This is a genomic window from Pseudomonas sp. LBUM1662 (assembly GCF_059695915.1).
Genome location: NZ_CP166793.1, coordinates 2,220,277 through 2,236,736, shown reverse-complemented (window position 1 = coordinate 2,236,736; position 16,460 = coordinate 2,220,277). Strand labels below are relative to the sequence as shown.

At 60.0% G+C, this 16,460-nt stretch carries 13 protein-coding genes; 5 read left to right on the top strand and 8 right to left on the bottom strand.

Going from position 1 to position 16,460, the window contains the following annotated elements:
* Positions 1-292: 292 nt before the first annotated feature.
* Genes mfd through ACA049_RS10090 form a run of 3 tightly spaced genes read left to right on the top strand, consistent with a single transcriptional unit; the run spans position 293 to position 7,023 of the window.
* Positions 293-3,742: a transcription-repair coupling factor gene (gene mfd / locus ACA049_RS10100; protein ID WP_497335060.1), complete on the top strand. Its 3,450-nt coding sequence runs from the start codon at positions 293-295 to the stop codon at positions 3,740-3,742.
* A 10-nt stretch (positions 3,743-3,752) separates the two neighbouring features.
* Positions 3,753-4,319, top strand: a complete 567-nt coding sequence (locus tag ACA049_RS10095) for a CsiV family protein (protein WP_497335058.1) — start codon at positions 3,753-3,755, stop codon at positions 4,317-4,319.
* A 10-nt stretch (positions 4,320-4,329) separates the two neighbouring features.
* Positions 4,330-7,023, top strand: coding sequence for an SNF2-related protein (locus ACA049_RS10090; protein WP_497335056.1), 2,694 nt, complete (start codon positions 4,330-4,332; stop codon positions 7,021-7,023).
* Between the two features lie 117 nt (positions 7,024-7,140).
* Here the strand turns inward: ACA049_RS10090 and ACA049_RS10085 are convergent, their stop codons facing one another.
* The 3 genes from ACA049_RS10085 to ACA049_RS10075 form a co-directional block, all read right to left on the bottom strand.
* Positions 7,141-7,878, bottom strand: coding sequence for an S-methyl-5'-thioinosine phosphorylase (locus ACA049_RS10085; RefSeq protein ID WP_497335054.1), 738 nt, complete (start codon positions 7,876-7,878; stop codon positions 7,141-7,143).
* A 12-nt stretch (positions 7,879-7,890) separates the two neighbouring features.
* The gene (nagZ, locus tag ACA049_RS10080) at positions 7,891-8,889 is read right to left on the bottom strand and encodes a beta-N-acetylhexosaminidase (protein ID WP_497336805.1); all 999 of its coding nucleotides are present in this window, start codon (positions 8,887-8,889) and stop codon (positions 7,891-7,893) included.
* Between the two features lie 170 nt (positions 8,890-9,059).
* On the bottom strand, positions 9,060-9,767 hold the full coding sequence (locus ACA049_RS10075) for a TetR/AcrR family transcriptional regulator (protein WP_497335052.1): 708 nt from the start codon (positions 9,765-9,767) through the stop codon (positions 9,060-9,062).
* Positions 9,768-9,996: 229 nt separating this feature from the next.
* Between ACA049_RS10075 and lexA the strand changes: the two genes are divergently transcribed.
* Positions 9,997-10,605 carry a transcriptional repressor LexA gene (gene lexA, locus ACA049_RS10070; RefSeq protein WP_046026989.1) on the top strand — a complete coding sequence of 203 codons (609 nt, stop codon included), beginning with the start codon at positions 9,997-9,999 and terminating at the stop codon, positions 10,603-10,605.
* Between the two features lie 10 nt (positions 10,606-10,615).
* Positions 10,616-11,089, top strand: a complete 474-nt coding sequence (sulA, locus tag ACA049_RS10065; protein WP_497335050.1) for an SOS-induced cell division inhibitor SulA — start codon at positions 10,616-10,618, stop codon at positions 11,087-11,089.
* A gap of 93 nt (positions 11,090-11,182) precedes the next feature.
* Here sulA and ACA049_RS10060 read toward each other — a convergent pair whose 3' ends face one another.
* From ACA049_RS10060 to fadA, 5 genes are all read right to left on the bottom strand, one after another.
* On the bottom strand, positions 11,183-11,416 hold the full coding sequence (locus tag ACA049_RS10060; protein WP_010456352.1) for a hypothetical protein: 234 nt from the start codon (positions 11,414-11,416) through the stop codon (positions 11,183-11,185).
* A 106-nt stretch (positions 11,417-11,522) separates the two neighbouring features.
* On the bottom strand, positions 11,523-12,047 hold the full coding sequence (locus ACA049_RS10055) for a DUF6586 family protein (RefSeq protein WP_497335048.1): 525 nt from the start codon (positions 12,045-12,047) through the stop codon (positions 11,523-11,525).
* Between the two features lie 143 nt (positions 12,048-12,190).
* Positions 12,191-14,818, bottom strand: coding sequence for a type I DNA topoisomerase (gene topA / locus ACA049_RS10050; protein ID WP_497335046.1), 2,628 nt, complete (start codon positions 14,816-14,818; stop codon positions 12,191-12,193).
* A gap of 114 nt (positions 14,819-14,932) precedes the next feature.
* Entirely contained in the window at positions 14,933-15,169 is a 237-nt protein-coding gene (locus tag ACA049_RS10045; protein ID WP_046047845.1) for a DUF1653 domain-containing protein, read from the bottom strand.
* Positions 15,170-15,269: 100 nt separating this feature from the next.
* On the bottom strand, positions 15,270-16,445 hold the full coding sequence (gene fadA / locus ACA049_RS10040) for an acetyl-CoA C-acyltransferase FadA (protein ID WP_010456360.1): 1,176 nt from the start codon (positions 16,443-16,445) through the stop codon (positions 15,270-15,272).
* Positions 16,446-16,460 lie beyond the last annotated feature (15 nt).

Genomic DNA, 16,460 nt, shown 5'->3' with positions numbered 1-16,460 from the left:
ATCCGTAACAATTTCTTGTTCAAAAAAATCACGCACTGCCGCAGCCCAGCAAAACCGCGGCTTTCAGCGCAGTCAATTTTTTGGAGACACCGCTGTCTTATCCGTAACCCTCCGTAACACTCGATCGTTTTGCCACTACATAATCATCAATTTTCAGTAAAAAACCGGCGGATTTTGTCTTTACCACTACATTTCGCCAAACCGGCGTAATAGACATATCTGCAACTGACAGGCGGCACCCGGGGCCGCTACAATTACCGACTTTGTCGCAACGCTTGGAGCTCAACCTTCCGTGCCCGTTCTGCGTCTACCGCTTCTCCCTGCCGCGGCAGGTAAACAGCACTGGGGCAACCTGCCCGGTGCCGCCCTGAGCCTGGCCATCGCCGAGGCTGCCAGCGCTGCCAAGCGCTTTACCCTGCTGCTGACCGCCGACAGCCAAAGTGCCGAACGGCTGGAACAGGAGCTGAGTTTCTTCGCCCCGGATTTGCCCGTACTGCATTTCCCGGACTGGGAAACCCTGCCCTACGATCTGTTTTCGCCTCACCAGGACATCATTTCCCAGCGCATTGCGGCCTTATATAGACTGCCCGAGCTGAGTCATGGCGTGCTGGTCGTGCCGATCACCACCGCGCTGCATCGCCTGGCGCCGACCAAATTCCTGCTCGGCAGCAGCCTGGTGCTGGACGTCGGCCAGAAGCTCGATGTCGAGCAGATGCGCACCCGACTCGAAGCCAGCGGCTATCGCTACGTCGACACGGTGTACGAACACGGCGAATTCACCGTCCGCGGCTCGCTGATCGACCTGTTCCCGATGGGCAGCAAACTGCCCTTCCGTATCGACTTGTTCGACGACGAGATCGAGACGCTTCGTACCTTCGATCCAGAAAACCAGCGCTCCATCGATAAAGTCGACACCGTTCGCCTGCTGCCCGCGCGGGAGTTCCCGCTGCAGAAAGACGCGGTCACCCGCTTCAAGGCGCGCTTCCGCGAGCGTTTCGACGTCGACTTCCGCCGCTGCCCGATCTTCCAGGATCTGAGCAGCGGGATTACGCCGGCCGGTATCGAGTACTACCTGCCGCTGTTCTTCGACGAAACCTCGACGCTGTTCGATTACCTGCCCCAGGACACGCAAGTGTTTTCCCTGCCGGGCATCGAGCAGGCCGCGGAAAACTTCTGGAACGACGTGCGCAATCGCTATGAAGAACGCCGCGTCGATCCAGCCCGTCCTTTATTGCCACCGGCCGAGCTGTTCCTGCCGGTGGAAGACTGCTTTGCCCGCCTGAAGAACTGGCCGCGTGTGGTGGCCAGTCAACAGGACGTGGAAACCGGCGTCGGCCGCGAGCGCTTCCCGGCGCGCGAACTGCCGAACCTGGCCATCGAAGCCAAGGCCACCCAGCCATTGGCGGCGCTGGCCGGTTTCCTCGACGAGTTTCCCGGGCGCGTACTGTTTACCGCCGAGTCCGCTGGCCGTCGTGAAGTGCTGCTGGAATTGCTCGAACGCCTGAAGCTGCGACCGAAAACCGTAGACAGCTGGCCGGACTTCGTCGCGAGCAAGGAGCGCCTGGCGATCACCATCGCACCGCTCGACGAAGGTCTGGTACTCGATGACCCGGCCCTGGCCCTGGTGGCCGAAAGCCCGTTGTTCGGTCAGCGCGTGATGCAGCGTCGTCGCCGCGAAAAACGCGCCGACGCCAACAACGATGCGGTCATCAAGAACCTTACCGAGCTGCGTGAAGGTGCGCCGGTGGTGCACATCGATCACGGCGTCGGTCGCTACCTCGGGCTCGCGACCCTGGAAATCGACGATCAAGCTGCCGAGTTCCTCACGCTGCAATACGCCGAAGGCGCCAAACTTTACGTGCCGGTGGCCAACCTGCACCTGATCGCCCGTTACACCGGCAGCGACGATGCCTTGGCCCCGTTGCACCGTCTCGGCTCGGAAACCTGGCAGAAAGCCAAACGCAAAGCCGCCGAACAGGTGCGCGACGTCGCCGCCGAATTGCTCGACATCTATGCCCGTCGCGCCGCTCGCGAAGGTTATGCCTTCGAAGACCCGAAAGCCGATTACGCGACGTTCAGCGCCGGGTTCCCGTTCGAAGAAACCCCGGACCAGCAAACCACCATCGATGCCGTGCGCGCCGACATGCTCGCACCGAAGCCGATGGACCGCCTGGTCTGTGGCGATGTCGGTTTCGGCAAGACCGAAGTGGCCATGCGCGCGGCGTTCATCGCGGTGCACGGCGGTCGTCAGGTGGCGATTCTGGTGCCGACCACCCTGCTCGCCCAGCAGCATTACAACAGCTTCCGCGACCGCTTCGCCGACTGGCCGGTGAGCGTGGAAGTGATGAGCCGCTTCAAGTCGACCAAGGAAGTAAACGCCGCAGTCGCCGATCTCGCCGAAGGCAAGATCGACATCGTCATCGGCACGCACAAGCTTCTGCAGGACGACGTGAAGATCAAAAACCTCGGGTTGGTGATCATCGACGAAGAGCACCGATTTGGTGTCCGTCAGAAGGAACAGCTCAAGGCCCTGCGCAGTGAAGTCGACATCCTCACCCTGACCGCCACGCCGATTCCGCGCACGCTGAACATGGCGGTGTCGGGCATGCGCGACCTGTCGATCATCGCCACGCCGCCGGCCCGCCGCCTGTCGGTGCGGACCTTCGTCATGGAGCAGAACAAGAGCACGGTCAAAGAGGCCCTGCTGCGTGAGTTGCTCCGTGGCGGCCAGGTCTACTACCTGCACAACGATGTGAAGACCATCGAGAAATGCGCCGCCGACCTCGCCGAACTGGTGCCGGAAGCGCGGATCGGCATCGGCCACGGGCAGATGCGTGAACGCGATCTCGAACAGGTGATGAGCGACTTCTACCACAAGCGCTTCAACGTGCTGATCGCCTCGACCATCATCGAGACCGGCATCGACGTGCCGAGCGCCAACACCATCATCATCGAGCGTGCCGACAAATTCGGCCTGGCGCAGTTGCATCAGTTGCGCGGCCGCGTCGGTCGCAGTCACCACCAGGCGTACGCGTACCTGCTGACGCCGCCGCGCCAGCAAATCACTCCGGATGCGGAAAAGCGTCTGGAAGCGATCGCCAACACCCAGGACCTCGGCGCGGGCTTCGTGCTCGCGACCAACGACCTGGAAATCCGTGGTGCCGGCGAATTGCTGGGCGACGGGCAGAGCGGGCAGATCCAGGCCGTCGGCTTCACTCTGTATATGGAGATGCTCGAACGCGCGGTGAAGTCGATCCGCAAGGGCGAACAACCGAACCTCGATCAGCCGCTGGGCGGTGGTCCGGAAGTCAATCTGCGCGTCCCGGCGCTGATTCCCGAAGACTACTTGCCGGACGTTCACGCCCGACTGATTCTCTACAAACGCATTGCCTCGGCCACCGATGAGGAAGGCCTCAAGGACCTGCAAGTGGAGATGATCGACCGTTTCGGCCTGCTGCCGGAGCCGACCAAGAACCTGATGCGCATCACGGCGTTGAAGCTGCAAGCCGAACTGCTGGGCATCAAGAAAGTCGACGGTGGCCCGCAAGGCGGCCGGATCGAGTTCGCGGCGCAGACGCCGGTCGACCCGCTGACCCTGATCAAACTGATCCAGGGCCAGCCCAAACGCTACAAATTCGAAGGTGCCACGATGTTTAAATTCATGGTCCCGATGGAGCGCCCGGAAGAGCGCTTTAATACTGTAGAGGCGCTGCTTGAGTGCCTCATTCCAAAAACTGCTTGAAGGACGCCGCATGCGCCTGTTTCGTTTACTGACTTTGCTGACCACCCTGGTCGCCCCAACGGCGTTTGCCGATGACCTGTATCAGATTGAAATGATTCTGGTCCGCCAGAACGCCGTGCCCGCCATTGTCAGCAGAGCGGCCCCGGAAGACTGGGCTGCCGGTGCCCAGCCGATCAGCCCCGACAGCCTGCGCACGCCGAGCCTCAATGGCGAAGTGGAAAAACTGACGGCCAGCAACGAATACACGGTGTTGCTGCACAAAGCCTGGCAGCAGACCCTCGGTGAAGAAGCCACCAAAGTTGCGATCAGCGAAGGCACCGAACAATTTGGCCAGTTCCCGATCGAGGGCACGTTGAGTTTGAAACTGGGGCGCTTCACCGACGTCGACGCCGACTTCTGGGTCAACCAGATCGACGCCAACGGCATGGTCACCGCCAGCGAACGCATGAAGCAGGAAAGCCACACCAAAAACGGTCAGCTGAACTTCCTCGACAACGGCCATTTGGGCATGTTGATCAAGATCACCTCGCTGACCGCCCCGGCACCTCGGCCAGTCCCCGATGAAATTCCGGACTGATTGAGTCCTTATGTCAGCGACCCTGAGCAAACCCCTGGCACCTTCCTGGGTCAGCCGATTCAAGGAACAGAGCCTGGAGCGTGGCCGTCGCTACGCGCTGGAGAACCGCGTCAGGATCGTCGAGGCCGGCGACTCTACAATCATTGCCGCTTGCGAAGGCTCTGGCGGCAACGTTTACCGTCAGACCATTCGCCTGCGTGAGTCAGCCAAAGCGACCTTGCTGATGGTCGACGCCACGTGCACCTGCCCGGTTCACGCCAACTGCAAACATTGCGCGGCGGTGCTGCTGAAGGTGCAGGAAACCCTCGCCTACCCCGCCGCCGCCCAAGACGCCGAACTGCTGGAAAAACTTCAAGCCGTGCTGGAAAATCGCAGTCCGAAGGCGCCACCCCAAGTGCTTGTGGATAACGTGCAACCGGTGCCGCGCCTGTGGCTGGCGAGCATCGAATTCAGCGCCTTCGAACCGCGTAACGGCAAGATGCAGCGCTACATCCAGCACCGTGCGGCGCTGTCTTTCAGTTACCTCGATGAATACGTATCCGGGCAGAAGAACGCCGACGTGCTGATTCGGCAGGAAACCCAGACGCTGCGGATAAAACGTCACCCGGAAGTCGAACAGGCCTACAGGGAACAGCTGCGAATCCTCGGTTTCAAAGTTGCCACCCGCCAAAGCAAAGCCTTGCCGGAAAGTGCCGGCGAACTCTATGAAATGGTCAACGACAGCGCCTGGCTGACCTTCACCCTCAACGAATTGCCGAAGTTGCGCACCCAAGGCTGGGAACTGCAGATCGATGAGGATTTCGGTTTCGACCTGACCGCCGTGGACGATTGGTACGCCACCGTCGAGCAGGCGCCGGAGCGCGATTGGTTTGATCTGGAACTGGGGATCATCGTCAACGGCGAGCGCCTGAGTTTGCTGCCGATCCTGTTGAACCTGATGCGCTCCCACACCGAAATCCTCAATCCGGAACGCCTCGCCCGCCGGCGCGACGACGAACTGATTCTGGTGAACATCCCCAACCGCCCGAATTCCGAGTACGGCCCCTTGCAGGTCGCCCTGCCCTTCGGCCGATTGAAACCGGTGCTGGCGACCCTGGGCGAGTTCTACCTGCAAGAGCCTGGCGAAACCACACTGCGCCTGAGTAAAGCCGACGCCATACGCCTGAATCCACTGGAAGGCATGCCGCTGCTGTGGGAAGGCGGAGAACAGATCCGCACGTTTGCCCAGCGCCTGCGGGACATCAAGGATTACACCGCGACGGCCCCCGAAGGCTTGAACGCAACCTTGCGCCCGTATCAGCTGGAAGGCTTGAGCTGGATGCAGTCGTTGCGGCAACTGGAAGTCGGCGGAATTCTCGCGGACGACATGGGCCTGGGTAAAACCCTACAGACGCTGGCGCATATTCTCAGCGAGAAAATCGCCGGGCGCCTCGACCGGCCGTGCATGGTGGTGATGCCCACCAGCCTGATCCCGAACTGGCTCGACGAGGCCGCGCACTTTACGCCGCAGCTCAAAGTGCTGGCGCTGTATGGCGCCAGTCGCAAAAAGCACTTTGATCACCTGGCCGATTACGACCTGATCCTCACCACCTATGCGCTACTGCCCAAAGACGTCGAACGTCTGGCGGCGCAGCCTCTGCATGTGCTGGTGCTGGACGAAGCGCAATACATCAAGAACCCCAACAGCAAGGCGGCCCAGGCGGCGCGCGAGCTGAATGCGCGTCAGCGTCTGTGCCTGAGTGGCACGCCGCTGGAAAACCACTTGGGCGAACTGTGGTCGCTGTTTCATTTCCTGCTGCCCGGCTGGCTCGGCGACGTTAAAAGTTTCAACCGCGATTACCGCGTGCCGATCGAAAAGCGCGCCAGCGAAGTCAGACTTCAGCACCTTAACGGTCGGATCAAACCGTTCCTGCTGCGCAGGACCAAGGAACAGGTCGCAACGGAATTGCCACCCAAGACCGAAATCATCCATTGGGTCGAACTCAACGAAGCCCAACGCGATGTGTATGAAACCATGCGCCTGGCGATGGACAAGAAAGTCCGCGACGAGATCACTCGCAAAGGCGTGGCGCGCAGCCAGATCATCATTCTTGAAGCGCTGCTGAAGCTGCGCCAGGTGTGCTGCGACCTGCGCCTGGTCAACGATGCCGTGCTGCCGACTCGCGGCAGTACTTCGGGCAAGCTCGACAGCCTGATGGAAATGCTGGATGAGTTGTTCGAGGAAGGTCGGCGGATTCTGCTGTTTTCGCAGTTCACCTCAATGCTGGCGCTGATCGAGGTCGAACTGAAGAAACGCGGCGTTGAATATGCGTTGCTGACGGGACAGACCCGCGACCGACGGGCACCGGTGAAGGACTTCCAGAGCGGCAAGCGTCAGATCTTTCTGATCAGCTTGAAGGCCGGCGGTGTCGGCTTGAACCTGACCGAGGCGGATACGGTGATCCACTACGATCCGTGGTGGAACCCGGCCACGGAAAACCAGGCCACTGACCGGGCATATCGCATCGGCCAGGAGAAACCGGTGTTCGTCTACAAGATGATTGCCCGCGGCACGGTGGAAGAGAAAATTCAGCACCTGCAGAAGGAAAAATCCGACCTGGCGGCCGGCGTGCTGGATGGGCGCAAGACCGGGGACTGGAAGTTGCAGAGTGATGATATTGAAGCGTTGTTTGCGCCGTTGCCGGATAAGTTGGAGAAGCGCTGAGATCTTCTGCCCCTGGTAGACCGTCTTCGCGGGCGAGCCTCGCTCCTACAGGGTGATCACTGTACCTGTGGGAGCGTGGCTTGCCCGCGATGGGGTCAACTCGGTACAGCGCCTGGCTCAGCCCTTGAGTACCCGCGCCAACGTCGACTTAACCTTGCCTATCCCGTCATGCAACGCCTGCTCGATCTCGGCCATGGTGATCACCGCCGCGGACTTGCCCGCAGCCGGGTTCACCACCAGTGCCAGACACGCATACTCCAGTTCCAGCTCACGGGCCAACGCCGCTTCCGGCATGCCGGTCATACCGACGATGTCGCAACCGTCACGCTCCAGCTTCGCGATTTCAGCGACGGTTTCCAGACGCGGGCCCTGGGTGCAGGCGTACACGCCTTGGCTGCTGTAATCGACGCCTTCAGCTGCCAGCGCCGCAATTAATTGCTGACGCAGTGGCTCGCTGTAGGGATAGCTGAAGTCGATGTGGGTGACGTGCTCCAGGTTATCGGCGAAATAGGTGTGTTCGCGACCGCTGGTGTAGTCGATCAGTTGATGCGGCACGCAGAAATGTCCGGTGCCCATGGCGGCATGGATTCCGCCCACGGCGTTGACCGCAAGGATCGCTTCGGCGCCGGCCTGTTTCAGCGCCCAGAGGTTGGCGCGGTAGTTCACCTGATGCGGCGGAAAACGGTGCGGGTGACCGTGACGCGCGAGGAACAGCACTTCCTTGCCGGCGTATTCACCGATCTGCACGTCAGCCGAAGGCGCGCCATAGGGCGTATCCACCGCCAGTGACTGACGAATGTTCAGGCCTTCGAGTTGAGTCAGGCCGGTGCCACCGATAATCGCGTAAACCGTCATAACGAAAAGTCCTTATTCAATCAGTTGAGCTTCTTTGAGCGCGCCGATGGCGGTCAGCCAGCGCGGGTTCTGACGGTATTCAGTGTTGGCGTACGACTGGCCACGCATCCGCGCAATGCGCTCGGACGGTGTGACCTTCAAACGCTGAGCGGCGCTCAACGCCAGCTCCGCAGCAGCGCGGTCGTTGCACACCAGGCCCATGTCGCAACCGGCGGTCAGCGCAGCTTCGATACGGCTGGCGGCATCGCCAACCACGTGGGCGCCGGCCATGGACAGGTCGTCGCTGAAGATCACGCCATCGAATTGCAGCTCGCCACGCAGGATGTCCTGCAACCAGCGGCGTGAGAAGCCTGCGGGCTGGGAATCGACTTGTGGATAAATAACGTGGGCCGGCATGATGGCGGCCAGTTGTTTGCTCAACTTGGCGAAAGGCACCAGGTCGTTGGCGCGGATTTCGTCGAGGCTGCGTTCGTCGTTCGGGATCGCAACGTGGGAATCTGCCTCGGCCCAGCCGTGACCGGGGAAATGCTTGCCGGTGGCAGCCATGCCGGCGCTGTTCATGCCGCGGATGAATGCACCCGCGAGCAAGGCTGCGCGTTCTGGATCACCCTCGAACGAGCGGGTGCCGACGACGGCGCTGCGCTGGTAATCCAGGTCCAGCACCGGGGCGAAGCTCAGGTCGAGGCCGACGGCCAGCACTTCGGTGGCCATGATCCAGCCGCATTGTTCGGCCAGGTACTCGGCGTTGGGGTTGTCGGCGATGGCGCGCATGGCCGGCAGTCGCACGAAGCCCTGGCGCAGACGCTGAACACGACCGCCTTCCTGATCTACCGCCAGCAGCAGGTCGGGACGAATGGCGCGGATCGCAGCGCTGAGCTCGCGCACCTGGCGCGGGCTTTCGATGTTGCGGGCGAAAATGATCAGGCCGCCCACTTCGGGCTGACGCAACAATTGGCGATCTTCGGCCGTCAGCCAGGTACCGGCGACGTCCACCATCAACGAGCCTTGCAGGCCAGCAGTCATAGAGATTCCTTGAGAACGAAAAACCCGGCTCGCGCGAATACGCCGCCTTGGGCGATGCCCGGCAGGTCGGCGATATCATTGGGGAGCGGGTTCAGAACGAGAGTCGGCATGGGCGGCTAGCTTAGCGGATGTCAGCCGCCGCGCCCACCCGTGCGGCGTTAAACCTTGGCGGCGGCCGGGGCCGATTTGCTGCGCGGACGCAATTGCGCGGTGGCCATGGCCGCGTCGGTGACGCCGCTTTCGGCGCGCATGCCTGCAGCCAGAAACGGCACCATCAGGCGCATCACCTGCTCAATGGAGGTGTTGACGCCGAAATCGGTCTCGGCAATCGCCCGCAACGCCTTGATACCCGACATGCTGAACGCCGCGGCACCCAGCATGAAGTGCACGCGCCAGAACAGTTCGATCGGCGGAATGCGCGGCGCGGCTTCGTTAACCAGCATCATGTAGCGGCGGAACACCTTGCCGTACATGTCTTCCAGATAACGACGCAGGTGGCCCTGGCTCTGACTGAAAGCCAGCCCCAGCAAACGCATGAAGATAGACAGATCGTTGCCGCTACGCGGCTGCACGACGAGGGCTTGCTCAACGAGAATCTCGAGCAGCTCTTCGAGTGTCGGCTTGTTTTCAGGCTTGGACTGACGCCGTTCCAGCTCTTTATCAAGACTCAGGCAAAACGGCCCGAGAAAGCGCGAGAAGACCGCCTGGATCAGCGCTTTTTTCGAACCGAAATGATAGTTGACCGCCGCCAGATTGACACCGGCCTTGCTGGTGATCAGACGCAACGAGGTTTCGGCGAAACCTTTTTCCGCGAACAACTGCTCGGCAGCATCAAGAATGCGTTCAACGGTTTCCGACTGGGCCATGGCTACTCCGCCTGACAAACACTTGTTTGAAACATACGTTTCAGCCTGTGCGTTGTCAAGCCTGCCGGTTCGTTTTGGGAATGGTCGGTCAGCTATTTAACCATACAAAGGCGAGGCTTCAATCAGCCGGTGGACTGACCGTCCAGCGGCCAGCAAAAAAAGGGGCATTGCCAAGACCGTTTCACTGTATATAATCCCAGTCACTGTATAAAAAGACAGAGCGATCAATATGCTAAAGCTGACGCCACGCCAAGCAGAGATTCTGGCCTTCATCAAACGCTGCCTCGAAGACAACGGCTACCCGCCGACCCGTGCGGAAATCGCTCAGGAACTGGGTTTCAAGTCGCCCAACGCGGCGGAAGAGCACCTCAAGGCGCTGGCCCGCAAGGGTGCGATCGAGATGACCCCGGGCGCTTCCCGCGGCATTCGCATTCCGGGCTTCGAAGCCAAGGCCGACGACTCCACCCTGCCGATCATTGGCCGAGTGGCTGCCGGTGCGCCGATTCTGGCCCAGCAGCACATCGAAGAGTCCTGCAACATCAACCCTGCCTTCTTCCATCCGCGCGCTGATTATCTGTTGCGCGTTCATGGCATGAGCATGAAGGACGTCGGCATTTTCGATGGCGACCTGTTGGCCGTCCACACCACCCGGGAAGCTCGCAATGGCCAGATCGTCGTGGCGCGGATCGGTGACGAAGTGACCGTCAAGCGCTTCAAGCGCGATGGCAGCAAGGTCTGGTTGATTGCCGAAAACCCTGAATTTGCCCCAATCGAAGTCAACCTGAAAGATCAGGAACTGGTGATCGAAGGCTTGAGTGTCGGCGTCATTCGCCGCTAAAGGAGGCTTTATGCAGTTCCCACACACATCACAGCAAGCCCAACTGCCGTTGTTCGAGGCATTCATGGTGCAACCGTTAGCGCCAATCCTGAAAGACGTGGTCGAATCGCCCTGGAGCGCCGAACCCGAAGTTTTCAGCGAGCTTTCACTGCGTGGTGCGGCCGGGAACTGCCTGAACCTTTTGGCGCCGATCCTCCGGGAATTGAGCCAGGATCAGGACGCGCGGTGGCTGACACTGATCGCCCCACCCGCCAGCCTGACCCAGGCGTGGCTGCGGGACGCCGGCCTTAACCGCGAACGCATCCTGCTGCTGCAACCTCGCGGCACCCAGAGCGCCCAGCAGTTGACCTGCGAAGCCTTGCGCCTGGGCCGCAGCCACACCGTTGTCAGCTGGCTAAACCCGTTGAACACTAATTCACGGCAACAGTTGATCAGCGCAGCCCGAACCGGGGATGCGCAGAGCCTGAATATTCGCTTGGGTTAACGTGTAAACAATGCGCGCAATGAATGGCGCAGGGCTTCTCAAAGGATAGAGAAGCCGGTTCGTAGCCGTATCAGCAAAAAGCGACGAATGGGATCAATGGAGGACCCGCGAACTCTCATCCGTATTGAATTCGCCTTCAACCAGACGTCCTGCCATCTGAACACCGACGCTCAACATCGCCTTGGCGACTTCCACGTGCTGGCCCTGCAGGAATGCTTTGGCATCCTCGGAGAAATCCAAAGTAACCAGAGAACCCTCGTCCTCAGCCCTGCGCAGCTCGATTCGGCCGTCTGGTAACTCGACAATTTCTAGAAAGGACGTTGGCATAAAGGTCTGTTCTCCACGAAAGGCGGGGATTATATAGGCATCGGTCAGGATTCGCTCGGTAACTTGACCAGCAGCGCTTTTAATCGCGCCGCCGGCTCTCAGTCGATCAGCACTCGTTCAAGCCTTCGCGAAACCGGATCGCCAACCCTTTCAGGTTCTGGCGCCAACTCTCCAATTCCTCACGACTCAACGCCTCAGGTGCCTCTTCTTCATCCAGGTTAACGGCCAGGATGAGCGGTTGGGTCACGTCACCCTTAGGCTTGTGCGGAGCGCGCGGTGGTTGGAACATCGCCGCGTGAGCTGCCAGTAGCTTGGCCAGCCAGGTTTCCGGATTCTGAGCCAGCTCAACCATCTCAGCCATTTCGGGAATGGCGATGGATTCCAGCACTTCGCGAGTCAGCAACATTTCTGCCCGAGGTGCGCTGGCCTGAGGCAAGCGATAGAAGCCGGCAATTTCATGGCACAGCCCCAACAACGCTCCGTACAGGTGAAACAACGCCGACTCGCGCCCTGCCTGAATCAGCGCCAGGGAATTCATCGCCCGCCCCTCTTCGGCTCTGGCGAGCGCTTCCAGCGACAGGCCGGCGAAATAAATCTTCTGGTTGGTACGGGTATAGAGTTCGTGGGCCATGACGGCAGCCTCCACAACGAAATAATTGCTTCACGCAGGTCAGACAGTGTCGTGGATCAGCCGATCTGACCGCAAGCACAAAACAAAAAGGCCGCATGAAAACCCGAGGGTTGTCATGCGGCCTTTTGTGTACAGCCTGTTTTTTACGCTTTGGCTGCCGGACGCTTGTCTTCAACCGTCCATTTGCCGCCGTCGTAGTACGCCTTCCAGCCAGTCGGCTTACCGTCGACTTCAGTCTGCACGTACTGCTCTTTGGTCTTGCGGCTGTAACGGATCACCGCAGGCAGGCCGTCCGGATCTTTCTTCGGTGCTTCGCAGAGGAAGTGGTACTTCGGATCGATCTCATCCTTGTGCGGCACAATTTCGATAACCAGCGGAGCGCGCGTCTCGCGGTTTTTCGGGAATTGGCTGGCCGCCAGGAACAGGCCGGAAGCACCGTCACGCAGGATGTAGGTGTCGTTGACCTTTTCGCATTTCAGCTCAGGCATCTTCACCGGGTCCATCTTCGGCGGCGCTGCATCACCGCTTTTCAGCAGCTTGCGGGTGTTCTTGCACGTTGCATTGGTGCAACCGAAGAACTTGCCGAAACGGCCGGTCTTGAGCTGCATCTCGCTGCCACACTTGTCGCATTCCAGGCTCGGACCTTCATAGCCCTTGATGCGATAGGTGCCCTCTTCGATTTCGTAGCCCGAGCAATCCGGGTTGTTACCGCAGATGTGCAGCTTGCGCTTCTCATCCAGCAGGTAAGCATCCATCGCCGTGCTGCAGATCGGGCAGCGGTGCTTGCCACGCAGCACCAGCGATTCCGATTCACCCTCGTCGTCCGCCGCGATTTCATCGCCCGGCACCAGGTTGACGGTGGCCTTGCAGCGTTCTTTCGGCGGCAGGCTGTAACCCGAGCAACCGAGGAACACACCGGTCGACGCGGTACGAATCTGCATTGGACGTCCGCACAGCACGCACGGAATATCAGTCATGACCGGCTGGTTGGCACGCATGCCACCTTCGGCGCTTTCAGCTACTTCGAGCTTCTTCTTGAAGTCGCCGTAGAACTCATCGAGCACGTTTTTCCAGTCGCGTTCGCCCTGAGCCACGTCATCGAGGTTCTCTTCCATGCCGGCGGTGAAGCCGTAGTCCATGAGATTGGAGAAGCTCTCGGCCAGACGCTCGGTGACGATGTCGCCCATCTTTTCCGAGTAGAAACGACGGTTGTGCAGCGCAACGTAGCCACGATCCTGAATGGTCGAGATGATTGCTGCGTAGGTCGAAGGACGACCGATGCCGCGTTTTTCCATCTCTTTTACCAGGCTCGCTTCCGAGTAACGCGCCGGCGGTTTGGTGAAGTGCTGGGTCGGATCAAGCTTGATCAGCTTCATCGCGTCGCCCTGGGCCATGTCCGGCAACACATCGTCATCGCCCGGCTTGGCAATTTGCGGCATTACGCGGGTATAGCCGTCGAATTTCAGGATGCGGCCTTTGGCGCGCAGCTCGAAATCACCGGCACCGACGGTGACCGTGGTCGACAGGTATTGGGCCGGCAGCATCTGGCAAGCGAGGAACTGGCGCCAGATCAGCTCGTAGAGCCGCTCTGCATCACGCTCCATGCCCGACAGCTTGCTTGGCTCGGTGTTGGCGTCAGACGGACGAATCGCTTCGTGAGCCTCTTGTGCGCCTTCCTTGCTGCTGTAGACGTTCGGGGTTTCCGGCAGGTACTTCTTGCCGAACTCGCCTTCAATATAGGTGCGCGCCATCGTCACGGCATCGGCCGAGAGGTTGGTGGAGTCGGTACGCATATACGTGATGTAGCCGGCTTCGTACAAACGCTGGGCCATCATCATGGTTTTCTTCACGCCGAAGCCCAGGCGGTTACTCGCGGCCTGTTGCAGGGTGGACGTGATGAACGGAGCCGACGGCTTGCTGCTGGTAGGCTTGTCTTCGCGCTTGACGATGCTGTAGCTGGAAGCCTTGAGCTTCTCCAGCGCGGCCATGGCCTGGGCTTCGTTGAGCGGCTTGAAGGCCTCGCCTTTTTCGCGAGCCACGTCAAAGCGCACGGTCGCGCCCTTGGCGGTGCCGAGGTCGGCGTGGACTTCCCAGTACTCTTCAGGGTTGAACGCGCGGATTTCACGCTCACGCTCAACGACCAGTTTTACCGCAACCGACTGCACGCGACCGGCGGACAGGCCACGGGCAACCTTGGCCCACAGCAGCGGCGAAACCATGTATCCCACCACGCGATCGAGGAAACGACGCGCCTGCTGGGCATTTACACGATCGATGTCCAGCTCGCCCGGTTTGGAGAAGGCTTCCTGGATCGCTTTCTTGGTGATTTCGTTGAACACCACGCGCTTGTAGCGGCTGTCATCACCACCGATGGCTTCGCGCAGGTGCCAGGCAATGGCTTCCCCCTCGCGATCCAAGTCGGTTGCGAGATAGATGGTGTCAGCATCTTTGGCGAGCCGGCGCAGCTCTTCGATGACCTTTTCCTTGCCCGGGAGGATCTCGTACTTGGCTTTCCAGCCATGATCGGGATCGACACCCATGCGCGAGACCAGCTGCTTGCGCGCTTTCTCTTTCGGCGTGAGCACCGGACCTTCACCCGCGGCGGCCTTGCCGCGCTTGGCGGCTGGCTCTTTGCTGGCGCTAGCCGAACCGCTGGTGGGCAGGTCTCGGATATGGCCGATACTCGACTTCACCACGTATTGGTTACCCAGATACTTGTTGATGGTCTTGGCCTTAGCCGGGGATTCCACAATGACCAGCGATTTGCCCATGGATCAGAAAATTCCTGAATTCTAGAAGTGAAAGGCGGTTGGCGCCTGACGCGGCACCGCTATATATAGTGGCTACAAGGTGAGGTCAAGCGCAGGGTCTTGCGCGCACTCAGCTTATGGCTTGGAAAAAAGGCTCGGTTCGGCTTGCACCAAAGCAAAGCGTGGCACCTGTTCGCCGTCAACCTCGACCGACTCCAGGAACATGCTCAAGGGACGTACCCAAAAGCCGTAATCGCCATACAGGGCTTGGTAGAAGACCACTTCTTCTTCGGTTTCCGAATGCCGCGCGATGCTGAATACGCGGTACTGCGGACCTTTGTAATGCTGGTAGAGCCCAGGTTGTATCGGCATGGTTTGGCCCTCACTCAAATCTTTTAAAAATAAAAACAAAAAATAAATTCAGAAAAACAAAAACCGGGGCACTTGGCCCCGGCTTCCATCAACGAGACGCTTAAACGCGTTCGAAGACGGTGGAGATGCCTTGGCCGAGACCAATGCACATGGTGGCTACCCCGAAGGTGCCGCCATTCTGCTTCATCACGTTCAACAGGGTGCCGGAGATACGGGCACCGGAGCAACCGAACGGGTGACCCAGGGCGATCGCGCCGCCGTGCAGGTTAACCTTCTCGTTCATCTTGTCGAGAACTTTCAGATCTTTCAGCACTGGCAGGGCCTGTGCAGCGAAAGCTTCGTTGAGCTCGAAGAAGTCGATATCGTTAATGCCGAGGCCCGCACGCTTCAGTGCTTTTTGAGTGGCCGGTACTGGACCATAGCCCATGATTGCCGGATCCACACCTGCCACTGCCATCGAGCGGATAACCGCCAGCGGCTGGATGCCCAGGTCCTGAGCACGCTGCGCCGACATCACGATCATGCACGAGGCACCATCGGTGATCTGCGACGAAGTACCGGCTGTCACGGTGCCGCCCTTCGGGTTAAACGCTGGCTTCAGAGCGGCCAGGCTTTCCAGGGTGGTTTCCGGACGAATGGTTTCGTCGTAGTCGAACAGTTTCAGGAAACCGTTCTCGTCGTAGCCCTGCATCGGGATGATTTCGTCTTTGAACTTGCCTTCCAGGGTCGCCTTGTGAGCGAGCTGGTGGGAGCGCACGCCGAAAGCGTCCTGTTGTTCGCGAGTGATGCCGTGCATTTTGCCCAGCATTTCAGCGGTCAGGCCCATCATGCCCGAGGCTTTCGCCGCGTACAGCGACATGTGCGGGTTCGGATCGACACCGTGCATCATGCTCACGTGGCCCATGTGCTCGACGCCGCCGACGACGAACACGTCACCGTTGCCGGTCATGATCGCTTGTGCGGCAGTGTGCAGCGCGCTCATCGACGAACCACACAGACGGCTGACGGTCTGGCCGGCGGCAGTGTGCGGGATCTGTGTCATCAGCGACGCCATGCGAGCGATGTTCCAGCCCTGCTCCAGGGTCTGGTTTACACAGCCCCAGATCACGTCTTCGACTTCGTTCGGATCAACCTTGACGTTGCGTTCCAGCAATTTGCTGATCAGGTGCGCCGACATGTCTTCGGCGCGGGTGTTGCGGTGCATGCCGCCCTTGGAGCGGCCCATCGGAGTACGACCGAAGTCGACAATCACGACGTCTCTTGGATTCAAGCTCATAAAATTTCACTCTCG

Bases quoted from the DNA above. Each gene is read 5' to 3' on its own strand.
- ACA049_RS10095 (WP_497335058.1), top strand. From the start codon at position 3,753: ATGCGCCTGTTTCGTTTACTGACTTTGCTGACCACCCTGGTCGCCCCA.
- ACA049_RS10090 (WP_497335056.1), top strand. From the start codon at position 4,330: ATGTCAGCGACCCTGAGCAAACCCCTGGCACCTTCCTGGGTCAGCCGA.
- ACA049_RS10085 (WP_497335054.1), bottom strand. From the start codon at position 7,878: ATGACGGTTTACGCGATTATCGGTGGCACCGGCCTGACTCAACTCGAA.
- ACA049_RS10075 (WP_497335052.1), bottom strand. From the start codon at position 9,767: ATGGCCCAGTCGGAAACCGTTGAACGCATTCTTGATGCTGCCGAGCAG.
- lexA (WP_046026989.1), top strand. From the start codon at position 9,997: ATGCTAAAGCTGACGCCACGCCAAGCAGAGATTCTGGCCTTCATCAAA.
- sulA (WP_497335050.1), top strand. From the start codon at position 10,616: ATGCAGTTCCCACACACATCACAGCAAGCCCAACTGCCGTTGTTCGAG.
- ACA049_RS10060 (WP_010456352.1), bottom strand. From the start codon at position 11,416: ATGCCAACGTCCTTTCTAGAAATTGTCGAGTTACCAGACGGCCGAATC.
- ACA049_RS10055 (WP_497335048.1), bottom strand. From the start codon at position 12,047: ATGGCCCACGAACTCTATACCCGTACCAACCAGAAGATTTATTTCGCC.
- topA (WP_497335046.1), bottom strand. From the start codon at position 14,818: ATGGGCAAATCGCTGGTCATTGTGGAATCCCCGGCTAAGGCCAAGACC.
- ACA049_RS10045 (WP_046047845.1), bottom strand. From the start codon at position 15,169: ATGCCGATACAACCTGGGCTCTACCAGCATTACAAAGGTCCGCAGTAC.
- fadA (WP_010456360.1), bottom strand. From the start codon at position 16,445: ATGAGCTTGAATCCAAGAGACGTCGTGATTGTCGACTTCGGTCGTACT.